We start from the raw sequence: 20,053 nt of genomic DNA on the forward strand, positions 1-20,053 counted from the left end.
CCAAGAGGCCTATGAAATGAGCGAATTGACGTTCCAGCAGAAGCAGGCTTATTACGACAAAGTACGCCGGTCAAACTATCTGGCGAGCTTACGTCTGGAAGGTTTCGATACCAGCCGTGCCGATGCCGAGAAACCGCTTCCATCAAGGGAATCGGTCATTGAAAAATATCGTCAGACTGCACGTTAATGACGGACAAATATGGGGTCGGACAAGACCCCTATTGCTACCCTCATAGTGATGTTCTGCGTAACTTGCTCGACATCCACTCTGAAGAAGAACTGCAAAAAGCAGAGCGAGAGCTCTCGGAAATCGCGATCAGTCGATTTCGTCTTCTCCCCCCTCCTTATGATTTAAGTGTCCTGCAGCACGCCCATAAAACTCTTTTTTGCGATGTTTACGATTGGGCCGGGCAGTTGCGTACCGTTAACATCAAAAAGGGACAAACATTTTTCTGCACTGCAGAGCGAATTCTTCCAGAAGCGCAAAAAATCTTTAGCGTGATGGAGCGCTCGGCGTGGTTCGCGGGAATGGGCAAACCAGAACTTGTGGTGAACATCGCTGAGGCTTATGGCGATTTGAATGTCATCCATCCTTTTCGCGAAGGTAATGGCCGAGCGCAACGCCTATTATTTGAACAAATCATTATTAACGCAGGCTTCCCAGTCGATTGGTGGCTGGTTAAAGATGACGCTTGGGTCCCAGCAAACATTGATGCTGTGTCATGTGATTATCGGGGGCTAGTGGCGATCTTTGAGCGCTGCATTGGCGAAAAGCTGGCTCTTTAAGTGGCAGTATTCTGGTAGTTAAGGCCATTTTCTGCGGGAATATTGCCAGTTAGTCTTGTTTTCGCCCACAAAAAAGCCGCCCCAAAGGGCGGCTTTTTCATTCGCTACAAACCAATCTTACAACTTCGGCCCTGCAGCCTTGATCGCGTCGCTCACTTCGAACTTCTTGAAGTTCTCGATGAACAGACCGGCCAGTGCTTTCGCGGCCTCGTCGTACGCAGCCTTGTCAGCCCAGGTGTTGCGTGGGTTGAGCAGGTTGGTTTCAACGCCCGGTACGGCCAGTGGCACGTCGAGGTTAATGGTGTCGAGGTGTTCGGTGGCTGCACCGATCAACGCGCCGCTCTGGATCGCTGCGATCACCGCGCGGGTGGTCGGGATGTTGAAGCGTTTGCCGACGCCGTAGCCGCCGCCGGTCCAGCCGGTGTTGACCAGGTAGACCTTGGAGCCGAAACCGCGGATGCGCTTGATCAGCAGCTCGGCGTATTCGCCAGCCGGACGCGGGAAGAACGGTGCGCCGAAGCAGGTGGAGAAGGTCGACTTGATGCCGCTGCCCGAACCCATTTCAGTCGAGCCCACCAGTGCGGTGTAGCCGGACAGGAAGTGGTAGGCCGCTTGTTCTTCGTTGAGGATCGACACTGGCGGCAGGACGCCGGTCAGGTCGCAGGTCAGGAAGATCACAGCGTTTGGCTCGCCACCGAGGTTGTGCTCGGAACGCTTGGCAACGTGCTCCAGCGGGTACGCGGCGCGGCTGTTCTGGGTCAGGCTGACATCGGCGTAGTCGGCGTGCTTGGCGTCGTCGATGACAACGTTTTCCAGCACAGCGCCGTGCTTGATCGCTTTCCAGATAACCGGCTCGTTCTTCTCGGAGAGGTCGATGCACTTGGCATAGCAACCGCCTTCGATGTTGAACACCACGCCTTCGCCCCAGCCGTGTTCGTCGTCACCGATCAGGTAACGGCTTTCGTCAGCCGACAGGGTGGTTTTACCGGTGCCCGACAGACCGAAGAACAGGGTCACGTCGCCTTCTTCGCCGATGTTGGCAGCGCAGTGCATTGGCAGCACGTCAGCGGCCGGCAGCAGGAAGTTCTGCACGGAGAACATGGCTTTCTTCATCTCACCGGCGTAACGCATGCCAGCGATCAGCACTTTTTTCTGTGCGAAGTTGAGGATCACGCAACCGTCGGAGTTGGTGCCGTCACGCTCAGGCACGCACTCGAAGTTGGCCACGTTGAGCACTTGCCACTCTTCACGACCGGCCGGGTTGTACTGGGCCGGGTTGATGAACAGGCAACGACCGAACAGATTCTGCCAGGCAGTCTGGGTGGTCATTTTCACGGCCAGGTAGTGATCTTCCGCCGCGCCTACATGCACGTGGGACACAAAGTGCTCTTGCGCGTTGTTGAACGCCTCAACGCGAGCCCACAGCGCGTCGAACTTGTCGGCCGGGAACTTGCGGTTGATCGGGCCCCAGGCGATAGCGGCCTGGGTGGAAGGCTCTTCAACGATGAAACGGTCAACAGGCGAACGACCGGTGCGGTGACCAGTGCGAACAACCAGAGCGCCGGTATCGGCAAGCTCGCCCTCACCGCGGTTCAGGGCTTCTTTTACCAGATCATCAACACTCAGATCGGTGTACACGGCGTTATTGGCTTGCGTCATGAGGTTCCCCGTCGGCCAGTGGCCGAGTGTGCTCCAAACGTTTTGTAGTAGAAAGTCGTGCACTACTACCGCGAAAAAAGTGGGCCGGATTATGCCAGAAAAGCCCAAAAAGAGTAGGGTCCTCCCGTCGTAACGGCGAAATTCCGTCGTTACGCAGTGAATTTACCTGCGCTGAACCGTTTTAGTGCCGGGTATCTGACGGCGTGTCGACGCCTGCGCCAGCGAACAATTGAGCAACATCCGTGGCATCGAACAGGTAGCGCTCGTTACAGAACTGGCAATCAACCTCGATGTTGCCACCGTGTTCGACCACCAATTGCTGCGCATCTTCCAGACCGAGACTGACCAACGCATTGCCGGAGCGTTCCCGCGAGCAGCTGCAACGAAAGCGCAGTTTCTGCACATCGAACAGACGAACCTGCTCTTCATGGTAGAGGCGATGCAGGACGGTTTCGTTGTCCAGGCTGAGCAATTCATCGGCGGTCAGGGTGGTGGCCAGCGCGGTGATGTGCTGCCAGCTGGCGGCGCGATCTTCTTCGTCTTTCAGACGGTCAGCCGGCAATTGCTGCAGCAGCAGGCCACGGGCGCGACGGCCGTCGGCAAACAGCTTGAAGCGAGTGCCGACCTGTTGCGACATGACGAAATAGTTGGTGAAGCAGTCGGAGAGGGTTTCGCCGTCGAGGTCGACGATGCCCTGATAACGCTGGCCAACAGTCGGGTCGACAGTCAGGGCCAGAACGCCATTCGGCATCAGGTCAGCGAGGGTCGCGTCCGGCATGATCTGCTCGGCGTCGTAACGCGCCAGGCCACGGATGTCGCGCTCGCTGGAGCACTCGATCATCAGCATCGGGATCGGGCCTTCCGAACGTGCCTGCAGAATCAGCAAACCATCGAACTTCAGGGTGCCCACCAGCAACGAGGCCGCCGCCATCAATTCGCCGAGCAGTTGCGCTACCGGCTCCGGGTACGGGTGCTTGGCAAGGACTTCGGCGTAGCTGCGCTCAAGCGCAACCAGTTCGCCGCGCGTATCGCTGTCATCGAAGATGAAACGTTGGGTGAAATCGGTATCCGCTAGCTCGGTCATAATTTTGGGTATCTGAATGTGGTGACAAAATGGTTACAAGACGTGAAAATTTGCGCTTCTTGGCACTCTTTTTGGTGCCGACTGCTCTGCCATGGGAGGCATTTTATGAACAATCCGGGTTTGTTCCAATCTAGGTGGAACCTCGGCCGGCTGGTTCTGTGCAACGTAGTGCCGTTGGCGCTACTGGCTTTCTGGTTATGGCCTACGGGCAACGCGCTGTGTGTGATTTTCGACGAGTGGCTGTTCCGCTCGCTCAATGCACCGCTGGCCAGCAACCCGATATGGCTCCACATCTGGGCAATTGCAAGTCTGCGTCCGTTCGACATCGTCGTCGGCCTGATTCTGTTGACGCTGCTGATCAAGGGCGACTGGGTGTTCAAGGCCATTGACGTGCGTCGCGCGTTTTTCGGTTTTTTCTCGATCCTGCTGTTGATGGTGGTGATCCGCGCGCTGTTTTCCAAGTTCGCCGACCATATGGACTGGCAGCACAGCAGCCCGTCGATGGTGCTGGAAGGCGCGGTGCATATCAGCGATTACTTCCCGCACTTGGAGAAAACCTGGGAGCTGAAGGATCGCTCGGGCCAGAGTTTCCCGGGTGACCACGCTTCGGTGTTGCTGATCTGGGCATTGTTCATGGGGGTGTTCAGTCGCACGGTTGGCCAGTTTGTGACGATCTGGGGCCTGGCGCTGTTGTTCATGCTGCCGCGCCTGGTGGCCGGCGCGCATTGGGGTCAGGACGATTACATCGGCGGTGTGCTGCTGGCGGTGTGGGCGTTGGGTTGGGGTTACTACACGCCGTTTGCCTACCATGCGTCGAACTTTTGGCTGAAAGTGACAGCGCCGATCTTTGCGCTGCTGGGCAAGTTGCCGCTGGTTTCGCGGATGAGTGTGGTGCGTAGCGCCTGATTCCGAGCTGTCTTCGGCGAGGGCTGCGCCCTCGATTCGCGAGCAGGCTCGCTCCCACATTGGAATGCAATCTCCTGTGGGAGCGAGCCTGCTCGCGAAGAGGCCAGCACCAACAACGCAAAAACGCCTCGCTTACTCGTCGTTACTGCCGCCTCGAAACTTGAACAAATCCCGCCGCTGTTTTTTGCTCGGTTTGCCATCCGTGGTAACGCCCAGCGCCCCTGCCTTGCGCATTGCCGCAGCCGCTTCACGCTTGGCAATACTTGCCTCGGTCTCCGCATACAACGTCTGCGCCTCCGGTGCGCCGCGTCGCACAATCGACAACGCCTCAACCTTCACCGAGCGCACTTCAAATCCGGTACGAATCTCGAACTCATCGCCGATGCGTGGCTCTTTGCCAGGCTTGCAGCGCTCACCACGACAATGCACCTTGCCACTCTCGATCGCTGCTTTGGCGAGGGCACGGGTTTTGTAAAAACGCGCAGCCCACAGCCATTTGTCGAGACGAACCTTGTCGTCCTCTTCCTGTTTTTGCGCCATGTGAATTCCTCGTTCAGCCAGTAGTCGGAACTGTACTACCGTTTCTGTCGGGCGCAAGAACTCAGCCCTCCAGATAGACTGTGATCTTGGCCGGTGCATCGGCATGGAGTGATCGAGTGACTAAATTTCCATCTTCATTAATCTCGCCCAAGGCCGGTTGCCAGGGCTGCCAGCAAAGCGAGCCGCTGGGCTTCGATTTTGCCTTCGCCTACCAACCCATCGTCGATCTGCGCGACCAGTCGGTTTTCGCCCACGAAGCGTTGGTTCGAGGTGTGGCCGGTGAAGGCGCACTCAGTGTGCTGGATCAGGTTACAGAAGATAACCGCTACCGTTTCGACCAGCTCTGCCGGACCCGCGCCATCGAAGGCGCGGCCAATCTAAATATGCAGACACACTTGTCGATCAACTTCATGCCCAACGCGGTCTATCGTCCAGAGCTGTGTATTCGCAGTACGCTCGAGGCGGCAAAAAAACATCATTTCCCTATCGACCGGCTGATTTTCGAAACCCTGGAAAGCGAGCACGTAGATAACTATCGCCATTTGACCAATATTCTGCGTGAATACCGCGAATTCGGCTTCAAGACCGCCATCGACGATTTCGGTGCCGGTTATTCGGGGCTCAATCTGCTGGCTGATTTCCAACCGGACCTGATCAAACTCGACATGGCGCTGATCCGCGATGTCGATCAAGACCGTGTTCGTCAGGCGATCGTTCGGGGGATTGTCACAATCTGTGCGGAGTTGGACGTTACAGTCATTGCCGAAGGCATTGAGAGCGCCGGTGAACGAGATTTCCTGGCGGACTGTGGAATATTTCTGATGCAGGGCTACTGGTTCGCCAAACCTGCATTCAAAGCGTTGGCCCAGGTTTCACCTGAGGCCTGGACACGTTAATCGTTGGTTTTTTCTATTGAAGACATTTGATCATTTGACCGTTGTCGGTCTGCGCGAGTGGGTGGCGCTCCCTGATCTGGGAGTCGCGGGCCTGCGAGCGAAAATCGACACCGGCGCCAGCACCTCCAGCCTGCATGCCACCGACATCGAGCCGTTCGAACGCGACGGCGAGAAATGGGTGCGTTTCACCGCGCACCTGGGCACGGTGGTGCAGTTGCGTCACCGCCGCTGCGAAGCGCCACTGGTGACGCGCAAAACCATCAAAAGCTCCAACGGCCATGCCCAGGAGCGCTATGTGATCAGCACCACTCTGGCTTTGGGTGATCGGGTCTGGCCGATCGAGTTCACCCTCGCCTGCCGCAAATCCATGCGCTATCGCCTGCTGCTCGGTTCCAAAGCCCTGATCGATGGCCAACTGGTCGTCAATCCGGGCATCAAGTATGTACAAGACAAGCCGGTGTTCCCGGTATCTACCTCCTCCACAGGTGTTGCATGAAGATCGCTGTGCTGTCGCGGAACCCGCGTCTGTATTCCACCCGCCGTCTGGTCGAAGCCGGAACCGAGCGCGGGCACGAAATGGTAGTGATCGACACCTTGCGCGCCTACATGAACATCGCCAGCCACAAGCCGCAGATCCACTATCGCGGCAAACCGCTGGAAGGCTTTGATGCGGTGATCCCGCGGATCGGCGCGTCGGTGACGTTTTATGGTTGCGCGGTGTTGCGCCAGTTCGAAATGATGGGGGTGTTCCCGCTCAACGAATCGGTGGCGATTGCTCGCTCGCGGGACAAGTTGCGTTCGCTGCAACTGCTGTCGCGGCGCGGCATCGGTCTGCCGGTGACCGGGTTTGCCCACTCGCCGGATGACATTCCCGATTTGATCGACATGGTCAACGGCGCGCCGCTGGTGATCAAAGTACTGGAAGGCACCCAGGGCATCGGCGTGGTGCTGTGCGAAACCGCCACGGCGGCAGAGTCGGTGATCGAGGCGTTCATGGGTCTGAAGCAGAACATCATGGTTCAGGAATACATCAAGGAAGCGGGCGGCGCGGATATTCGTTGTTTCGTGGTCGGTGACAAAGTCATCGCAGCAATGAAGCGCCAGGCCAAACCGGGTGAGTTCCGTTCAAATCTGCATCGCGGCGGAAGCGCCAGCCTGATCAAGATCACCCCGGAAGAACGCATGACCGCGTTGCGTGCGGCCAAGGTCATGGGCCTCGCGGTGGCGGGTGTGGATATCCTGCGCTCGAACCACGGGCCGCTGGTGATGGAAGTGAACTCGTCGCCGGGGCTGGAAGGGATCGAGACCACCACCGGCAAGAATGTGGCGGGGATCATCATTGAGCATCTTGAGAAGAATGGCGGGCCGAATATGACCCGCACCAAAGGCAAGGGCTAAAGCGAAGAGCAAGAGCCCCTCACCCTAACCCTCTCCCGAAGGGAGAGGGGACTGATTGGGGGATATTGGAGAACTACGCCGACCTGATCCTGCTGTGCCGAATCCATAATCGACTCGGTCATTCAGGTCGATGTATAACGCAAGACACCTCGGTCTGCCCCTCTCCCTCCGGGAGAGGGGCCGATTGGGGGATGGTTAAGAGATACGCCGACTTGATCTTGCTTTACCGGATCCATAATCGACTCAGTCTTTCAGGTCGATGTATGACGCAAAACACCTCGGTCGGCCCCCTCTCCCTCCGGGAGAGGGCTGGGCGGGCGGCGTTCCGATGAGGGGCTTTTGGGGGTTAGACGGCGTCTCTTGGTAACATCAACCCCAGCGGCAACCTCACCCGCGCCTCCAGCCCTCCCCCGGACCGGTTACGCAATTCAACATTGCCGCCATGCATCGAAGCAATCCGCTTCACAATCGCCAAACCCAACCCTGTGCCCTTGCCGCCTCGGGCACGATCGCCACGGGTAAACGGGTTGAAGATCGCCTCCAGCTCCGAAGGATCAATCCCCGCACCACGGTCCATCACGCTCAGCACCACATACGGCGCACTGACGTCACCGGACACATAAGCCGCGACTTCAACGTGACCGCCGGCATGGTTCAAGGCGTTGCCGATCAGGTTGTTCAGCAAGCGTTTCATCGATACCCGACGCAGCGGAAACGGCTGGATCGGCTCCAGACGCAAACGCACTTTCTCTTCATTCTGGTTGTACGGCGCCGCGACCTCGCGCACCAGGTCAGTCAGATCCACCTCTTCCACCGACTCGTCACGACCGTCGCGGATGAACGCGAGGAACTGGTCGAGAATCGCGTCCATGTCTTCGATATCGCGGACCATGTCATCGGTCAGGTCATTGCGATCGCCCATCAGCTCCAGCGAAAGCCGCAAGCGGGTCAACGGTGTACGCAAGTCATGGGACACGCCGGCCAACATCAACTCGCGCTCGCGTCCGGCCTGCTCGACGTCTTCGGCCATCTGGTTAAAAGCGCGATACACCTCGGTCATCTCACTCGGTGTATCGCTGATCGGCAGACGCACACTGCGACCCTGACCGAGCTGCCGGGCGGCGTAGACCAAGCGTTTCAATGGCTGGTTGAGCTGGCTGACGAAAATCCATGCCGACGCCGTCGACAACAAGCCAATGGCGAGGAACCAGCCGAGCACGTTCCAGATTTTCTGGCCGCGCAACGGATGCGGATACAGCGGCACTTTCAGCCAGCCGTCACCGAGGCTCGGCGCGCGGACCCACAACGCCGGCGGCGAGTGCATGCGTAAGCGTACTTCGGTGTCGGCGCCCAACTCCGCCTGCATCTGTCGCTGGTAGATTTCGCTGTACGGCCAATGCTGCTCGCCTTCCGGCACACCGGCGCCCACGACCCGAATCAGGGTGGCGGCATCAGCGATCTTCGCGCGGTTTTCTTCATCGGCGGCCCAATAGGCACGCAGCGTCAGGGCGACGCCGTGGCTGTATTGGCGGTCCACCAGCACGTCCTCGTTCATCAACAGATAAACCAGGGTCAGCGCCTTGGAAAACAGCACGACGATAAGCACCAGCCAGAGGGTGCGGGAGAAAAAACTTTGGGGGAACCAGACAGGGGTTTTCATCTATAACCGCTACACACTTGCAGGAGCGAGCAATGCTCGCATATTGCGGATTGCGAGTCTGCGGGGCGGGTCATTCAACCCGGGCCCGACAGACCCGCTCCTACAAATCGCCGATCACTTGGTGGCGGCGCCATCCGGTACAAACACGTAGCCCACGCCCCAGACAGTCTGGATGTAACGTGGTTTCGATGGATCAGGCTCGATCATGCGGCGCAGACGGGAAATCTGCACGTCGATGGAACGCTCGAGGGCATCCCACTCGCGGCCACGGGCCAGGTTCATCAGTTTGTCGCGGGTCAGCGGCTGACGCGCGTTCATCACCAGGGCCTTGAGTACCGCAAACTCACCGGTGGTGAGCATGTGCACTTCGTCGCCGCGCTTCAGTTCGCGGGTGGCCAGCGACAACACGTAATCACCGAAGGTGACATTTTCATCTTCACTGCCCGGCGCGCCCGGTACCGGTGCGGCTTGACGACGCAGGACGGCTTTGACCCGGGCCATCAGCTCGTCCGGGTTGAACGGCTTGGCCAGATAATCGTCAGCGCCCAGTTCCAGGCCCTTGATGCGGCTCAGCTCGTCGCCCTTGGCGGTGAGCATGATGATCGGAATCTGGTTGTTCGCGCCACGCAGGCGGCGGCAGGCGGTCAGACCGTCTTCGCCGGGCAGCATCAGGTCGAGGACGACCAGATTGAAAACTTCACGCGACAGCAGACGATCCATCTGTTCGGTGTTCGGTACGGTACGGGCACGGTAGCCCTTGCTGACGAAAAAACGTTCCAGCAGGCTGCTCAGCCCCGGATCGTCGTCAACGATGAGAATTTTTTCGCCTTCAGCAGTTTGTGCAGTGCTGCTCATTGGATGCTCCTTTTAGCTCGGCGCGCATTATGGCGTAGCTGCCGTTATACGCACCGTGTGCATTGTTAGCAGATTTTTCCTTCACTGCCAGAAAACCGGGGTTTATGCCTACAGACTGCAACGCCCCCGAATGACAGAACGCTGGTTATAATGCGCGGCGTTTTGTGCCAGGCAACGTCTGAATCGTTACCGCAGGTGGCAGGCTTTTTTTCCTGTCGTGCGCAGTAATTGTTCGATTTCACGGGTCAATGGGCTGCCTTTTGACCCAGGCAGCGGCAATTTTCTAGCCGCTCAACCAGACTCCGGGCCTTTATTTCCGTGCCTGCGAGCCTGATTTCACACTATGTCAGGTGGTTTTATGGACAGCATCAACAGCCGCATTGCCGAGGAACTCGGCGTACGCCCACAACAGGTCGAAGCGGCCGTCGCGCTACTCGATGAAGGCTCTACCGTTCCCTTCATCGCCCGTTACCGGAAAGAAGTCACCGGCAGCCTCGATGACACCCAGTTGCGTCATCTGGAAGAGCGCCTGCGCTACCTGCGAGAACTCGACGAACGGCGCATCAGCATCCTCGCCAGCATCGAAGAGCAAGGCAAACTCACCCCTGCCCTCGAGCGCGACATCAAACTCGCCGACACCAAGACCCGCCTCGAAGACTTGTACCTGCCGTACAAGCAGAAGCGCCGCACCAAGGGTCAGATCGCCCTGGAAGCCGGCCTCGGCGACCTGGCGGATGGCCTGTTCAACGACCCGAACCTGGCCCCGGAAACCGAAGCCGCGCGCTTCGTCGACGCCGAAAAAGGCGTGGCCGATGTGAAAGCCGCGCTGGAAGGCGCCAAGTACATCCTCATGGAGCGCTTCGCCGAAGACGCCAGCCTGCTGGAAAAACTGCGCAACTACCTCAAGCAGGAAGCCACCCTCAGTGCCCGCGTCATCGCCGGCAAGGAAGAGGAAGGCGCCAAGTTCCGCGATTACTTCGAACACGACGAACCGCTGAAAAGCATGCCGTCGCACCGCGCGCTGGCGATTTTCCGTGGCCGCAACGAAGGCATCCTCAGCTCCGCGCTGAAAGTCGGCGACGAGCTGCCGGGCACCATGCACCCGTGCGAAGGCATGATCGGCCAGCAATTCAACATCCAGAATCAGAACCGCCCGGCCGACAAATGGCTCGGCGAAGTGGTGCGCTGGACCTGGAAGGTCAAGCTCTACACGCACCTGGAAACCGACCTGCTCGGCGAACTGCGTGACGGTGCCGAAACCGAGGCGATCAACGTGTTCGCGCACAACCTGCACGACTTGCTGCTGGCCGCGCCGGCAGGCCCGCGCGCCACCCTGGGCCTCGACCCGGGCCTGCGTACCGGCTGCAAGGTCGCCGTGGTCGACTCCACTGGCAAACTGCTCGATCACGCCACGGTTTACCCGCACGTGCCGCACAACAAATGGGATCAGACCATCGCCATCCTGGCCGCCCTGTGCGCCAAGCATTCGGTTGACCTGATCGCCATCGGCAACGGCACTGCCAGCCGCGAGACCGACAAACTGGCGATCGAGCTGATCAAAAAATACCCAGCGATGAAAATGACCAAAGTCATGGTCTCCGAGGCCGGTGCATCGGTGTACTCGGCATCGGAACTGGCGGCCAAGGAATTCCCGGATCTGGACGTGTCGATCCGTGGCGCGGTGTCCATCGCCCGTCGCTTGCAGGATCCACTCGCCGAGTTGGTGAAAATCGACCCGAAATCCATCGGTGTCGGCCAGTACCAGCATGACGTCTCGCAGCTGAAACTGGCGCGTGGTCTGGACGCTGTGGTCGAGGACTGCGTGAACGCCGTCGGCGTTGATGTGAACACCGCTTCGGTGGCGCTGCTGGCGCGGATCTCCGGCCTCAACGCAACGCTGGCGCAAAACATCGTCGCTCACCGCGACGAACACGGCGCGTTCAAAACCCGTGCAGCGCTGAAGAAAGTCGCACGTCTGGGCGAAAAAACCTTCGAACAGGCCGCCGGTTTCTTGCGCGTGATGAACGGCGACAACCCGCTGGATTCCTCGGCGGTGCACCCGGAAGCCTATCCGCTGGTGCAGCGCATTGCCGCTGAAACCGACCGTGATATCCGTTCGTTGATCGGCGATGCAAGCTTCCTCAAGCGTCTGGATCCGAAGAAATTCACCGACGAGACCTTCGGTCTGCCAACCGTGACCGACATCATCCAGGAACTGGAAAAACCGGGCCGCGACCCGCGTCCTGAGTTCAAGACCGCCGAATTCCAGGAAGGCGTCGAAGATCTGAAAGACCTGCAACTGGGGATGATCCTCGAAGGCGTGGTGACCAACGTGACCGCGTTCGGCGCATTCGTCGACATCGGCGTGCATCAGGACGGTCTGGTGCACATCTCGGCGCTGTCGGAGAAGTTCATCAAGGATCCGCGCGAAGCGGTGAAGGCCGGTGATGTGGTGAAAGTGAAGGTCATGGAAGTCGACATTCCCCGCAAACGCGTTGGCCTGTCGATGCGCATGGGCGACACCCCGGGCGAGAAAATCGACGGCGCCCGTGGCTCGCGTCCGGGCTCGGCCCAGCGCCAGCCTTCGAACAACGCGCCACGCAAGGAAACCGCGACCGCCGCACCAGTGAACAACGCGATGGCCTCGCTGTTCGCCAATGCCAAGCAGTTGAAGAAACGCTGATGGAAATTCCAGCCGGGCTCGTCGAGAGCGCGTTTTTCAAGCTGTTGGGCTGCCGCCTGCACAGCCTGGAAACCGGGGTGGCGCAAGTCGCCCTGGTGCTGGAACCGAAACTGCGCAACCGCGGCGGCAAATTGCACGGTGGCGCGCTGTTCAGTCTGGTCGACATCGCCATGGGGCTGGCCTGTTCCAGCACCCACGGCTTCGATCAGCAGAGCGCGACCATCGAGTGCAAGATCAACTATATCCGCGCCGTTTCCGACGGCGAGGTGATGTGCACGGCGCGGGTGATTCACCCGGGCCGGCGCACGTTGGTGGTCGAAGCCGACGTGATGCAGGGCGACAAACTGGTCGCAAAAGCGCAAGGCACGTTCGCTGTCCTGTAGCTTGTGGTCATCAATTTGAGTTAATTTCGGCGCAACGAATCCTGTGGGAGCGAGCCTGCTCGCGAAGAGGGTGTATCAGCAATGCAGATGTTGGCTGACACACCGCCTTCGCGAGCAGGCTCGCTCCCACAGGGATTGTGCAGTTCCTGACTGACCGGCAAATGGCCTGCCGCTACAAAACCAGGCGAAAACGCCAGTTTCAACTTCACCCTTGTAGACCGTCCTGCCCACCCCCATATTGGGGCGACTGACGCGTGAAGGAATCCAAATTGAGCGAACTTCTCAACCGCCGCCTGGCTCTGCTCGGCGAGCGCGCTAACCTCTCTCTGCTCGAGCAGTGCCTGCACGGTATCGAACGTGAATGCCTGCGCGTGACCAGCGAAGGTCGCCTGGCGCAAACGCCGCACCCCGAAGCCTTGGGTTCCGCGCTGACCAACGAACAGATCACCACCGACTACTCCGAGTCGCTGCTGGAATTCATTACGCCTGCCCTGCCGGATCCGGCCGATACGCTGGCGAGCCTGGACAAGATTCATCGTTTTGCCTACAGCAAGCTCGGCAACGAGTACCTGTGGAGTCCATCGATGCCGTGCCCGTTGCCGGCCGAGGAAGATATCCCGATTGCCTATTACGGCACCTCCAACATCGGTCAGCTCAAGTACGTCTACCGCAAGGGCCTGGCCCTGCGGTACGGCAAGACCATGCAGTGCATTGCCGGGATCCACTACAACTTCTCCCTGCCGGAAAAGCTCTGGCCGCTGCTGCGCGAGACCGAAGGGTTTGTCGGCACCGATCGCGATTTTCAGTCGTTTTCCTACATCGCACTGATCCGCAATTTCCGTCGCTACAGCTGGCTGCTGATGTACCTGTTCGGTGCGTCGCCAGCGCTGGATGCCGGTTTCCTGCGTGGTCGTTCGCATCAGCTGGAACAGCTTGATCCGGACACCTTGTATCTGCCGTACGCGACCAGCCTGCGCATGAGTGACCTCGGTTACCAGAGCAACGCCCAGGCCGGTCTGACGCCGTGCTACAACGATCTGGCGAGCTACACCGACAGCCTGCGCAAAGCCGTGGCCACGCCGTACGCGCCGTACGTTGAAGTCGGCACGCACAAGGATGGCGAGTGGGTGCAGCTCAACACCAACATCCTGCAGATCGAAAACGAGTACTACTCCAACATCCGCCCGAAACGCGTGACCTACACCGGCGAGCGGCCGATTCAGGCGCTGGTGGCCCGTGGCATTCAGTACGTTGAAGTGCGTTGCCTGGACATCAACCCGTTCCTGCCGATGGGCATCGATCTCACTGAATCACGCTTCCTCGACGCGTTTCTGCTGTACTGCGCGTTGAACGACAGCCCGTTGCTGACCAACACTTCGTGCGGCAACGCGACGTCGAACTTCCTCAGCGTGGTCAAGGAAGGTCGTCGTCCGGGTCTGCAATTGCAGCGTGACGGTGAATCGGTCGAGATGAAGACTTGGGCGGCCGAGCTGCTGGAACAGATTGCTCCATTGGCGGCGTTGCTGGATCAGAGCCATGGCGGCGATGCGCACAGCAAGGCGCTCGATGCGCAACTGGCCAAGGTCAGTGATCCGTCCCTGACGCCATCCGCACAGGTGTTGGCGGCGATGGCTGAGCACAAGGAAAGCTTTGCGCAGTTCTCCCTGCGTCAGAGCCAGGCGCATGCCGAGTTCTTCCGCAGCGAGCCATTGGCGGCGGATGAGCAGGCGAAGTTTGAGGAGTTGGCACGTACTTCTTTGGCTGCGCAGGCTGAGCTGGAGCAGAACGAGGTTGGGGATTTTGATGTATTTGTCGGTTCGTATCAGGCGAGTATTTTGGCGATCAGTAACTAAAAGCCCCTCACCCTAACCCTCTCCCAGAGGGAGAGGGGACTGATCCAGGTGCTCATGAAAGTTACGCTGACGTGAAATACCGAGCCGAACTCAGGCCTTGAAAAGCACAGAGATCGGCTCCCTTTCCCCATCGCCCCCTTGGGGGAGAGGGGACTGACCGGGTTGTTGGTGCGAAGTACGCTGACGTGAAATACCGAGCCGAACTCAGGCCTTGAAAAGCACACAGATCGGCTCCCTTTCCCCCTCGCCCCCTTGGGGGAGAGGGCTGGGGTGAGGGGGCAAAGATCTAACGTCGAACGAATAAATCCGAAACGCCCACAAACTCCCCCCGCTCTTAGATTTTTCCGCTCATAAGCTCATTCGAAAAAGTTATTTATTTACCGATTCTTAGATCATTTAGTCTCCTTTCACGCCGACGCTCGGTCGCCTGATATGGAGCTGTTCAATGAAACTGAATTTCCCGCTTCGCCTGCTCGCCGTAGCCTCCTTGGCTGCCGCGAGTTTTCTGGCTCAGGCCGCCGACCTCACTGTCGCCTACCAAACCACCGTTGACCCGGCGAAAGTCGCCCAGGCTGACGGCGCTTACGAAAAAGCCACCAAAGCCGATATCGCCTGGCGCAAGTTCGACAACGGCGCCGACATCATTGCCGCCATCGCCTCCGGTGACGTGCAGATCGGCTACCTCGGCTCGAGTCCGCTGACCGCTGCGATCACCCGCAAAGTCCCGGTCGAAACCTTCCTCATCGCCACCCAGATCGGCGCTGCCGAAGCACTGGTCGCCCGTGACGGTTCCGGCATCAAGACTCCGCAAGATCTGATCGGCAAGAAAATCGCCGTGCCGTTCGTTTCCACCGGTCACTACAGCCTGCTCGCGGCGCTGAAGCACTGGAACATCGACCCATCGAAAGTCACCGTGCTCAACCTCGCCCCGCCAGCGATCATCGCCGCGTGGAAACGCGGTGACATCGACGCCACTTACGTGTGGGATCCGGCGCTGGGCGTGGCCAAGGAAAACGGCAAAGTGCTGATCACCTCCGGCGAACTGGCCAAGTTCGGTGCACCGACCTTCGATGCGTGGATCGTGCGCAAAGACTTCGCCGAGAAGCACCCGGAAATCGTCACCGCGTTCGCCAAGGTCACCCTCGACGCCTACGCCGACTACCGCAAAGACCCGAAAGCCTGGCTCGCCAATCAGTCCAACGTCGACAAGCTGGTGAAACTTTCCGGCGCCAAGGCCAGCGACATTCCGCTGTTGCTGCAAGGCAACGTCTACCCGCTCGCGGCTGATCAGGTCGTCAGCCTCGGCGCGCCGACCACCAAAGCCATCACTGACACCGCCGCGTTCCTCAAGGAGCAAGGCAAGGTCGAAGCCGTTCTGCCGGACTACGCGCCGTACGTCAGCGCCAAATTCATCACCAACTGATCGGGAGTTAACTGCGATGGCCTTGCTACAGCTGGAGCGCATCAGCGCACAGTACCCGGGCAGCCCCGAGCCGGTGCTGGCGGATATTTCTCTGACCTTGGGGCCCCAGCAATTGCTGGTCGCCCTCGGCCCGTCCGGCAGTGGCAAGACTTCGCTGTTGAACCTGATTGCCGGTTTCGTCGAACCGAGTGCCGGGCGCATCACCCTCGACGGCGTACCGGTCAAAGGCCCGAGCGCCGAACGTGGCGTGGTGTTCCAGGACGATGCTTTGCTGCCCTGGCAGGATGTATTGGCCAATGTCGCGTTCGGTCTGGAACTGGCCGGTGTTGCCAAAGACAAACGCGAAAAAATCGCCCGGGAAATGCTCGCGCTGGTTGATCTCTCTGGTTTCGAAAACCGTCGTATCTGGCAACTCTCCGGTGGCCAGAAACAGCGCGTCGGCCTCGCCCGCGCGCTCGCCGCTGACCCGCGCGTGTTGCTGATGGACGAACCCTTCGGCGCCCTCGACGCGTTCACCCGCGAACAGATGCAGGAGCTGTTGCTGCAAGTCTGGCAGCGCACGGCCAAGCCGGTTTTCCTGATTACCCATGACATTGAAGAAGCGGTGTTCCTCGCCACTGACCTGATTCTGCTCGCGCCGAATCCGGGGCAGATCGTTGAGCGCCTGCATCTAGACTTCGGTCAGCGTTATGCCGCCGGCGAATCCGCCCGCGCGATCAAATCCGATCCGCGTTTTATCGAAACCCGCGAACACGTATTGAGCAAAGTGTTCTCACAACGCAGCGCCGGGCAACGGCAGGAGCGCGCATGAGCAGTTACGACGTTTCCTCGGCTGCGGTAAAACCGGTCAGCGCATCGGCGGCGATTCCCGTACGCCGCAGCCTTAGCACACGCTGGATCAGCTTGCTGACGCTGTTCGCTTTGTTGGCCATCTGGTGGGCGGTCACCGCCACCGGATTGATCGAGCCGCTGTTCCTGCCGCCACCCTCCGCCGTGCTGCAAAAAGGCTGGTTGCTGGCGACTACCGGGTACATGGATTCGACGCTGTGGCAGCACCTCGGCGCAAGCCTGAGCCGCATCGGTCTGGGCCTCGTTTTTGCGATTCTGACCGCTGTGCCGGTGGGCATTGCCATCGGCGCCAACCGCATCGCCCGTGGCGTGCTCGATCCGCTGATCGAGTTCTACCGCCCTATTCCACCGCTGGCTTATCTGCCGTTGATCGTGATCTGGTGCGGCATCGGTGAGTTGTCGAAAGTGCTGCTGATTTATCTGGCGATTTTCGCGCCGATTGCCATTGCTACCGCTACCGGCGTGCGCACAGTTGATCCAGCGAAATTGCGTGCCGCGCAGTCGCTGGGCGCGACTCGCGTGCAGCTGATTCGTCATGTGATTTTGCCGAGCGCGTTGCCGGACATTCTCACGGGCGTGCGCATTGGTCTGGGGGTGGGTTGGTCGACATTGGTCGCGGCGGAATTGATCGCCGCCACCAGTGGCTTGGGCTTCATGGTGCAGTCGGCCGCGCAATTCCTGGTCACCGACGTGGTGGTGCTAGGGATTCTGATCATCGCCCTGATCGCCTTCGCCATGGAAATGGGCCTGCGCGCCCTGCAGCGCAAACTGGTGCCGTGGCACGGCCAGGCCCACTGACAACTTTCATATGAACCCCCTGTAGGAATGAGCCTGCTCGCGATTGCGGTGTGTCATTCACCACAGCATTGACTGCCAGTCTGCAATCGCGAGCAGGCTCACTCCTACAAAAGCTTGAACCCCGAATTCGAAGAGAAAGACCATGAGCAGCCTCAACATCACCCCATTAAGCTCAGCCCTCGGCGCACAGATCAGCGGCGTCGACATCAGCCAGCCGCTGAGTCTGGAACACCGCGACGCCATCGAGCAGGCGCTGCTCAAATATCAAGTGCTGTTCTTCCGCAACCAGCCAATCGAGCCGTCACAACAGGCTCGTTTCGCCGCTTACTTCGGCGACCTGCACATTCACCCGATCTACCCGAACGTGCCGGAACAACCGGAAGTGCTGATCCTCGACACCGCCGTCACCGACGTGCGTGACAACGCGATCTGGCACACCGACGTGACCTTCCTGCCGACCCCGGCGATGGGCGCGGTGCTCAGCGCCAAGTTGCTGCCGGAGTTTGGTGGCGACACGTTGTGGGCCAGCGGCATTGCTGCGTATGAAGCGCTGTCGGCGCCGCTGAAAGGCTTGCTCGAAGGGCTGACCGCGACTCACGATTTCACCCGCTCGTTTCCGCTGGAGCGCTATGGCAACACGCCTGAAGCATTGGCGCAGTGGGAAGAGGCACGACGCAAGAATCCACCGCTGTCGCACCCGGTGATTCGTACGCACCCGGTCAGCGGGCGGCGGTCATTGTTCGTCAATGAAGGCTTCACGTCGAAGATCAATGAGCTGTCGGAAACCGAGAGCGAAGCGATTCTGAAGTTTCTGTTCGCCCATGCGACGCGGCCGGAATTCACCATTCGCTGGCGTTGGCAGCAGGACGATATTGCGTTCTGGGATAACCGCGTGACGCAGCATTACGCGGTAGATGACTACCGACCGGAGCGGCGGGTGATGCAGCGGGCGACGGTGTTGGGGGATGTGCCGTTTTTTCGTTGAGCCGTTTTACAGCCAAAAGCCCCTCACCCTAACCCTCTCCCCGAGGGAGAGGGGACTGATTGGGGGATGCTTCAGAGGTACGCCGACCTGATATTGCTTTGCTGAATCCATAATCGACTCGGTATTTCAGGTCGATGTATGGCGCAAGACAACTCGGTCGGCTCCCTCTCCCTCCGGGAGAGGGCTGGGGTGAGGGGGGTGGATCTTGCTGACCCAACCCGACCTTCATTACTCCGCCGTCGAAGGCCTCTCCCAAAGATTGATCCCGCCCTCTTGAGCAAACCGGTCAATCTCCGCCAGCTCCTCAGCACTAAAGCTCAGATTCTTCAACGCCCCAACGTTCTCGATAATCTGCTCCGGCCGGCTCGCACCAATCAGTGCCGAGGTCACCCGCGGATCGCGCAGCGTCCACGCCAGCGCCAGTTGCGCCAGGCTCTGACCGCGACGCTTGGCAATTTCATTCAACGCCCGCACATGAGCAATGTTGGCCTCGGACAAGTGCGAAGCCTGCAACGAACCACCGCCAGGACGATTGACCCGCGCATCCGCCGGCACGCCGTTGAGGTATTTGTCGGTGAGCAGACCTTGCGCCAGCGGCGTGAAAGCGATCACGCCCGTGCCGAGTTCATCGGTGGTATCCAGCAGATCTTTTTCCACCCAACGATTGAGCAGGTTGTAGGCCGGTTGATGGATCAACAACGGCACTTTCCACTCTTTCAACAGCGAAGCGATCTCGCGGGTTTTCACCCCGGAATACGACGAGATACCGATGTACAACGCCTTGCCCTGTTGCACGGCGGTGGCGAGGGCGCTGGCGGTTTCTTCCAGCGGGGTGTCCGGGTCGAAGCGGTGCGAATAGAAGATATCCACATAGTCGAGCCCCAGGCGTTGCAGGCTCTGGTCGAGGCTGGCCAACACGTATTTGCGCGAGCCACCGCCCTGACCGTAAGGGCCGGGCCACATGTCCCAACCGGCCTTGCTGGAGATGATCAGTTCATCGCGGTACTGCTTGAAGTCTTCGCGCAGCAGACGGCCGAAATTGATCTCGGCACTGCCGTACGGCGGGCCGTAGTTGTTGGCCAGGTCGAAGTGGTTGATGCCCAGATCGAACGCGGTGCGCAGCAAGGCGCGCTGGGTGTCGATCGGCGTGCTGTCACCGAAGTTGTGCCACAGGCCCAGCGACAGCGCCGGCAGCACCAGACCGCTGCGCCCGACGCGGCGGTAAGGGATGGAGTCGTAGCGGTTTTCGGCAGCGGTGTAAGTCATCGAATCCTCTCTTGTCTGTCTTGAAATGG

19 protein-coding genes are annotated in these 20,053 nt (G+C 59.5%); 13 read left to right on the forward strand and 6 right to left on the reverse strand.

The window, feature by feature from the left end:
- Positions 1–16 precede the first annotated feature (16 nt).
- A complete protein-coding gene (locus KBP52_RS17175) occupies positions 17–187 on the forward strand; it encodes a YhfG family protein (protein ID WP_007917944.1) in 171 nt (56 codons plus the stop codon).
- A complete protein-coding gene (locus tag KBP52_RS17180) occupies positions 187–786 on the forward strand; it encodes a Fic family protein (RefSeq protein ID WP_116029310.1) in 600 nt (199 codons plus the stop codon). Before KBP52_RS17175 ends, KBP52_RS17180 begins: the two co-directional genes overlap by 1 nt.
- 117 nt (positions 787–903) lie before the next feature.
- Here the strand turns inward: KBP52_RS17180 and KBP52_RS17185 are convergent, their stop codons facing one another.
- A complete protein-coding gene (locus KBP52_RS17185) occupies positions 904–2,445 on the reverse strand; it encodes a phosphoenolpyruvate carboxykinase (RefSeq protein WP_007917942.1) in 1,542 nt (513 codons plus the stop codon).
- Positions 2,446–2,626: 181 nt separating this feature from the next.
- Positions 2,627–3,529, reverse strand: coding sequence for an Hsp33 family molecular chaperone HslO (gene hslO, locus KBP52_RS17190; protein WP_077570226.1), 903 nt, complete (start codon positions 3,527–3,529; stop codon positions 2,627–2,629).
- A gap of 105 nt (positions 3,530–3,634) precedes the next feature.
- Between hslO and KBP52_RS17195 the strand changes: the two genes are divergently transcribed.
- Positions 3,635–4,435 carry a phosphatase PAP2 family protein gene (locus KBP52_RS17195; RefSeq protein ID WP_077570224.1) on the forward strand — a complete coding sequence of 267 codons (801 nt, stop codon included), beginning with the start codon at positions 3,635–3,637 and terminating at the stop codon, positions 4,433–4,435.
- Between the two features lie 132 nt (positions 4,436–4,567).
- On the opposite strand, the gene KBP52_RS17200 is transcribed toward KBP52_RS17195, so the two are convergent.
- Positions 4,568–4,975, reverse strand: coding sequence for a S4 domain-containing protein (locus KBP52_RS17200; protein ID WP_116029311.1), 408 nt, complete (start codon positions 4,973–4,975; stop codon positions 4,568–4,570).
- A 116-nt stretch (positions 4,976–5,091) separates the two neighbouring features.
- Here KBP52_RS17200 and KBP52_RS17205 point away from each other — a divergent pair, with 116 nt between their 5' ends.
- Genes KBP52_RS17205 through rimK form a run of 3 tightly spaced genes read left to right on the forward strand, consistent with a single transcriptional unit; the run spans position 5,092 to position 7,269 of the window.
- Positions 5,092–5,871 (forward strand): EAL domain-containing protein, encoded by a 780-nt coding sequence (locus tag KBP52_RS17205; RefSeq protein ID WP_212623138.1) that lies wholly within the window; start codon positions 5,092–5,094, stop codon positions 5,869–5,871.
- A 34-nt stretch (positions 5,872–5,905) separates the two neighbouring features.
- Entirely contained in the window at positions 5,906–6,367 is a 462-nt protein-coding gene (locus KBP52_RS17210; protein WP_172604528.1) for an ATP-dependent zinc protease, read from the forward strand.
- On the forward strand, positions 6,364–7,269 hold the full coding sequence (gene rimK, locus KBP52_RS17215) for a 30S ribosomal protein S6--L-glutamate ligase (protein ID WP_007949201.1): 906 nt from the start codon (positions 6,364–6,366) through the stop codon (positions 7,267–7,269). Before KBP52_RS17210 ends, rimK begins: the two co-directional genes overlap by 4 nt.
- 346 nt (positions 7,270–7,615) lie before the next feature.
- Here rimK and KBP52_RS17220 read toward each other — a convergent pair whose 3' ends face one another.
- Together KBP52_RS17220 and ompR are read right to left on the reverse strand one after the other, a co-directional pair.
- On the reverse strand, positions 7,616–8,929 hold the full coding sequence (locus tag KBP52_RS17220) for an ATP-binding protein (protein WP_007917930.1): 1,314 nt from the start codon (positions 8,927–8,929) through the stop codon (positions 7,616–7,618).
- Positions 8,930–9,043: 114 nt separating this feature from the next.
- Complete coding sequence (gene ompR / locus KBP52_RS17225) at positions 9,044–9,784, reverse strand: two-component system response regulator OmpR (RefSeq protein ID WP_064388985.1); 741 nt, start codon at positions 9,782–9,784, stop codon at positions 9,044–9,046.
- A gap of 358 nt (positions 9,785–10,142) precedes the next feature.
- On the opposite strand from ompR, the gene KBP52_RS17230 reads away from it, so the two are divergent.
- The 7 genes from KBP52_RS17230 to tauD all read left to right on the forward strand — a co-directional run bounded on the left by KBP52_RS17230 (position 10,143) and on the right by tauD (position 18,758).
- Entirely contained in the window at positions 10,143–12,467 is a 2,325-nt protein-coding gene (locus KBP52_RS17230; protein WP_016986272.1) for a Tex family protein, read from the forward strand.
- Positions 12,467–12,850, forward strand: coding sequence for a PaaI family thioesterase (locus KBP52_RS17235; RefSeq protein ID WP_212620613.1), 384 nt, complete (start codon positions 12,467–12,469; stop codon positions 12,848–12,850). Before KBP52_RS17230 ends, KBP52_RS17235 begins: the two co-directional genes overlap by 1 nt.
- 269 nt (positions 12,851–13,119) lie before the next feature.
- The gene (gene gshA, locus KBP52_RS17240; protein WP_127925443.1) at positions 13,120–14,703 is read left to right on the forward strand and encodes a glutamate--cysteine ligase; all 1,584 of its coding nucleotides are present in this window, start codon (positions 13,120–13,122) and stop codon (positions 14,701–14,703) included.
- Positions 14,704–15,148: 445 nt separating this feature from the next.
- Positions 15,149–16,126 carry a taurine ABC transporter substrate-binding protein gene (gene tauA / locus KBP52_RS17245; RefSeq protein WP_123592931.1) on the forward strand — a complete coding sequence of 326 codons (978 nt, stop codon included), beginning with the start codon at positions 15,149–15,151 and terminating at the stop codon, positions 16,124–16,126.
- Between the two features lie 16 nt (positions 16,127–16,142).
- Entirely contained in the window at positions 16,143–16,937 is a 795-nt protein-coding gene (tauB, locus tag KBP52_RS17250) for a taurine ABC transporter ATP-binding subunit (protein WP_212620614.1), read from the forward strand.
- Positions 16,934–17,773, forward strand: a complete 840-nt coding sequence (tauC, locus tag KBP52_RS17255; RefSeq protein ID WP_212620615.1) for a taurine ABC transporter permease TauC — start codon at positions 16,934–16,936, stop codon at positions 17,771–17,773. Before tauB ends, tauC begins: the two co-directional genes overlap by 4 nt.
- A gap of 142 nt (positions 17,774–17,915) precedes the next feature.
- Entirely contained in the window at positions 17,916–18,758 is an 843-nt protein-coding gene (tauD, locus tag KBP52_RS17260; protein WP_212620616.1) for a taurine dioxygenase, read from the forward strand.
- 228 nt (positions 18,759–18,986) lie between these two features.
- Here the strand turns inward: tauD and mgrA are convergent, their stop codons facing one another.
- The gene (mgrA, locus tag KBP52_RS17265) at positions 18,987–20,024 is read right to left on the reverse strand and encodes an L-glyceraldehyde 3-phosphate reductase (protein WP_123592928.1); all 1,038 of its coding nucleotides are present in this window, start codon (positions 20,022–20,024) and stop codon (positions 18,987–18,989) included.
- Positions 20,025–20,053 lie beyond the last annotated feature (29 nt).

Origin of the sequence: Pseudomonas sp. SCA2728.1_7 (assembly GCF_018138145.1) — a bacterium.
GTDB lineage: Bacteria > Pseudomonadota > Gammaproteobacteria > Pseudomonadales > Pseudomonadaceae > Aquipseudomonas > Aquipseudomonas koreensis_A.

Excerpts from the sequence above, each read along its gene's own strand:
- KBP52_RS17175 (WP_007917944.1), top strand. The coding sequence starts at position 17 with ATGAGCGAATTGACGTTCCAGCAGAAGCAGGCTTATTACGACAAAGTA.
- KBP52_RS17195 (WP_077570224.1), top strand. The coding sequence starts at position 3,635 with ATGAACAATCCGGGTTTGTTCCAATCTAGGTGGAACCTCGGCCGGCTG.
- ompR (WP_064388985.1), bottom strand. The coding sequence starts at position 9,784 with ATGAGCAGCACTGCACAAACTGCTGAAGGCGAAAAAATTCTCATCGTT.
- rimK (WP_007949201.1), top strand. The coding sequence starts at position 6,364 with ATGAAGATCGCTGTGCTGTCGCGGAACCCGCGTCTGTATTCCACCCGC.
- KBP52_RS17230 (WP_016986272.1), top strand. The coding sequence starts at position 10,143 with ATGGACAGCATCAACAGCCGCATTGCCGAGGAACTCGGCGTACGCCCA.
- tauC (WP_212620615.1), top strand. The coding sequence starts at position 16,934 with ATGAGCAGTTACGACGTTTCCTCGGCTGCGGTAAAACCGGTCAGCGCA.
- tauB (WP_212620614.1), top strand. The coding sequence starts at position 16,143 with ATGGCCTTGCTACAGCTGGAGCGCATCAGCGCACAGTACCCGGGCAGC.
- tauD (WP_212620616.1), top strand. The coding sequence starts at position 17,916 with ATGAGCAGCCTCAACATCACCCCATTAAGCTCAGCCCTCGGCGCACAG.
- tauA (WP_123592931.1), top strand. The coding sequence starts at position 15,149 with ATGAAACTGAATTTCCCGCTTCGCCTGCTCGCCGTAGCCTCCTTGGCT.
- hslO (WP_077570226.1), bottom strand. The coding sequence starts at position 3,529 with ATGACCGAGCTAGCGGATACCGATTTCACCCAACGTTTCATCTTCGAT.
- KBP52_RS17235 (WP_212620613.1), top strand. The coding sequence starts at position 12,467 with ATGGAAATTCCAGCCGGGCTCGTCGAGAGCGCGTTTTTCAAGCTGTTG.
- mgrA (WP_123592928.1), bottom strand. The coding sequence starts at position 20,024 with ATGACTTACACCGCTGCCGAAAACCGCTACGACTCCATCCCTTACCGC.
- KBP52_RS17220 (WP_007917930.1), bottom strand. The coding sequence starts at position 8,929 with ATGAAAACCCCTGTCTGGTTCCCCCAAAGTTTTTTCTCCCGCACCCTC.
- KBP52_RS17180 (WP_116029310.1), top strand. The coding sequence starts at position 187 with ATGACGGACAAATATGGGGTCGGACAAGACCCCTATTGCTACCCTCAT.
- KBP52_RS17200 (WP_116029311.1), bottom strand. The coding sequence starts at position 4,975 with ATGGCGCAAAAACAGGAAGAGGACGACAAGGTTCGTCTCGACAAATGG.
- KBP52_RS17185 (WP_007917942.1), bottom strand. The coding sequence starts at position 2,445 with ATGACGCAAGCCAATAACGCCGTGTACACCGATCTGAGTGTTGATGAT.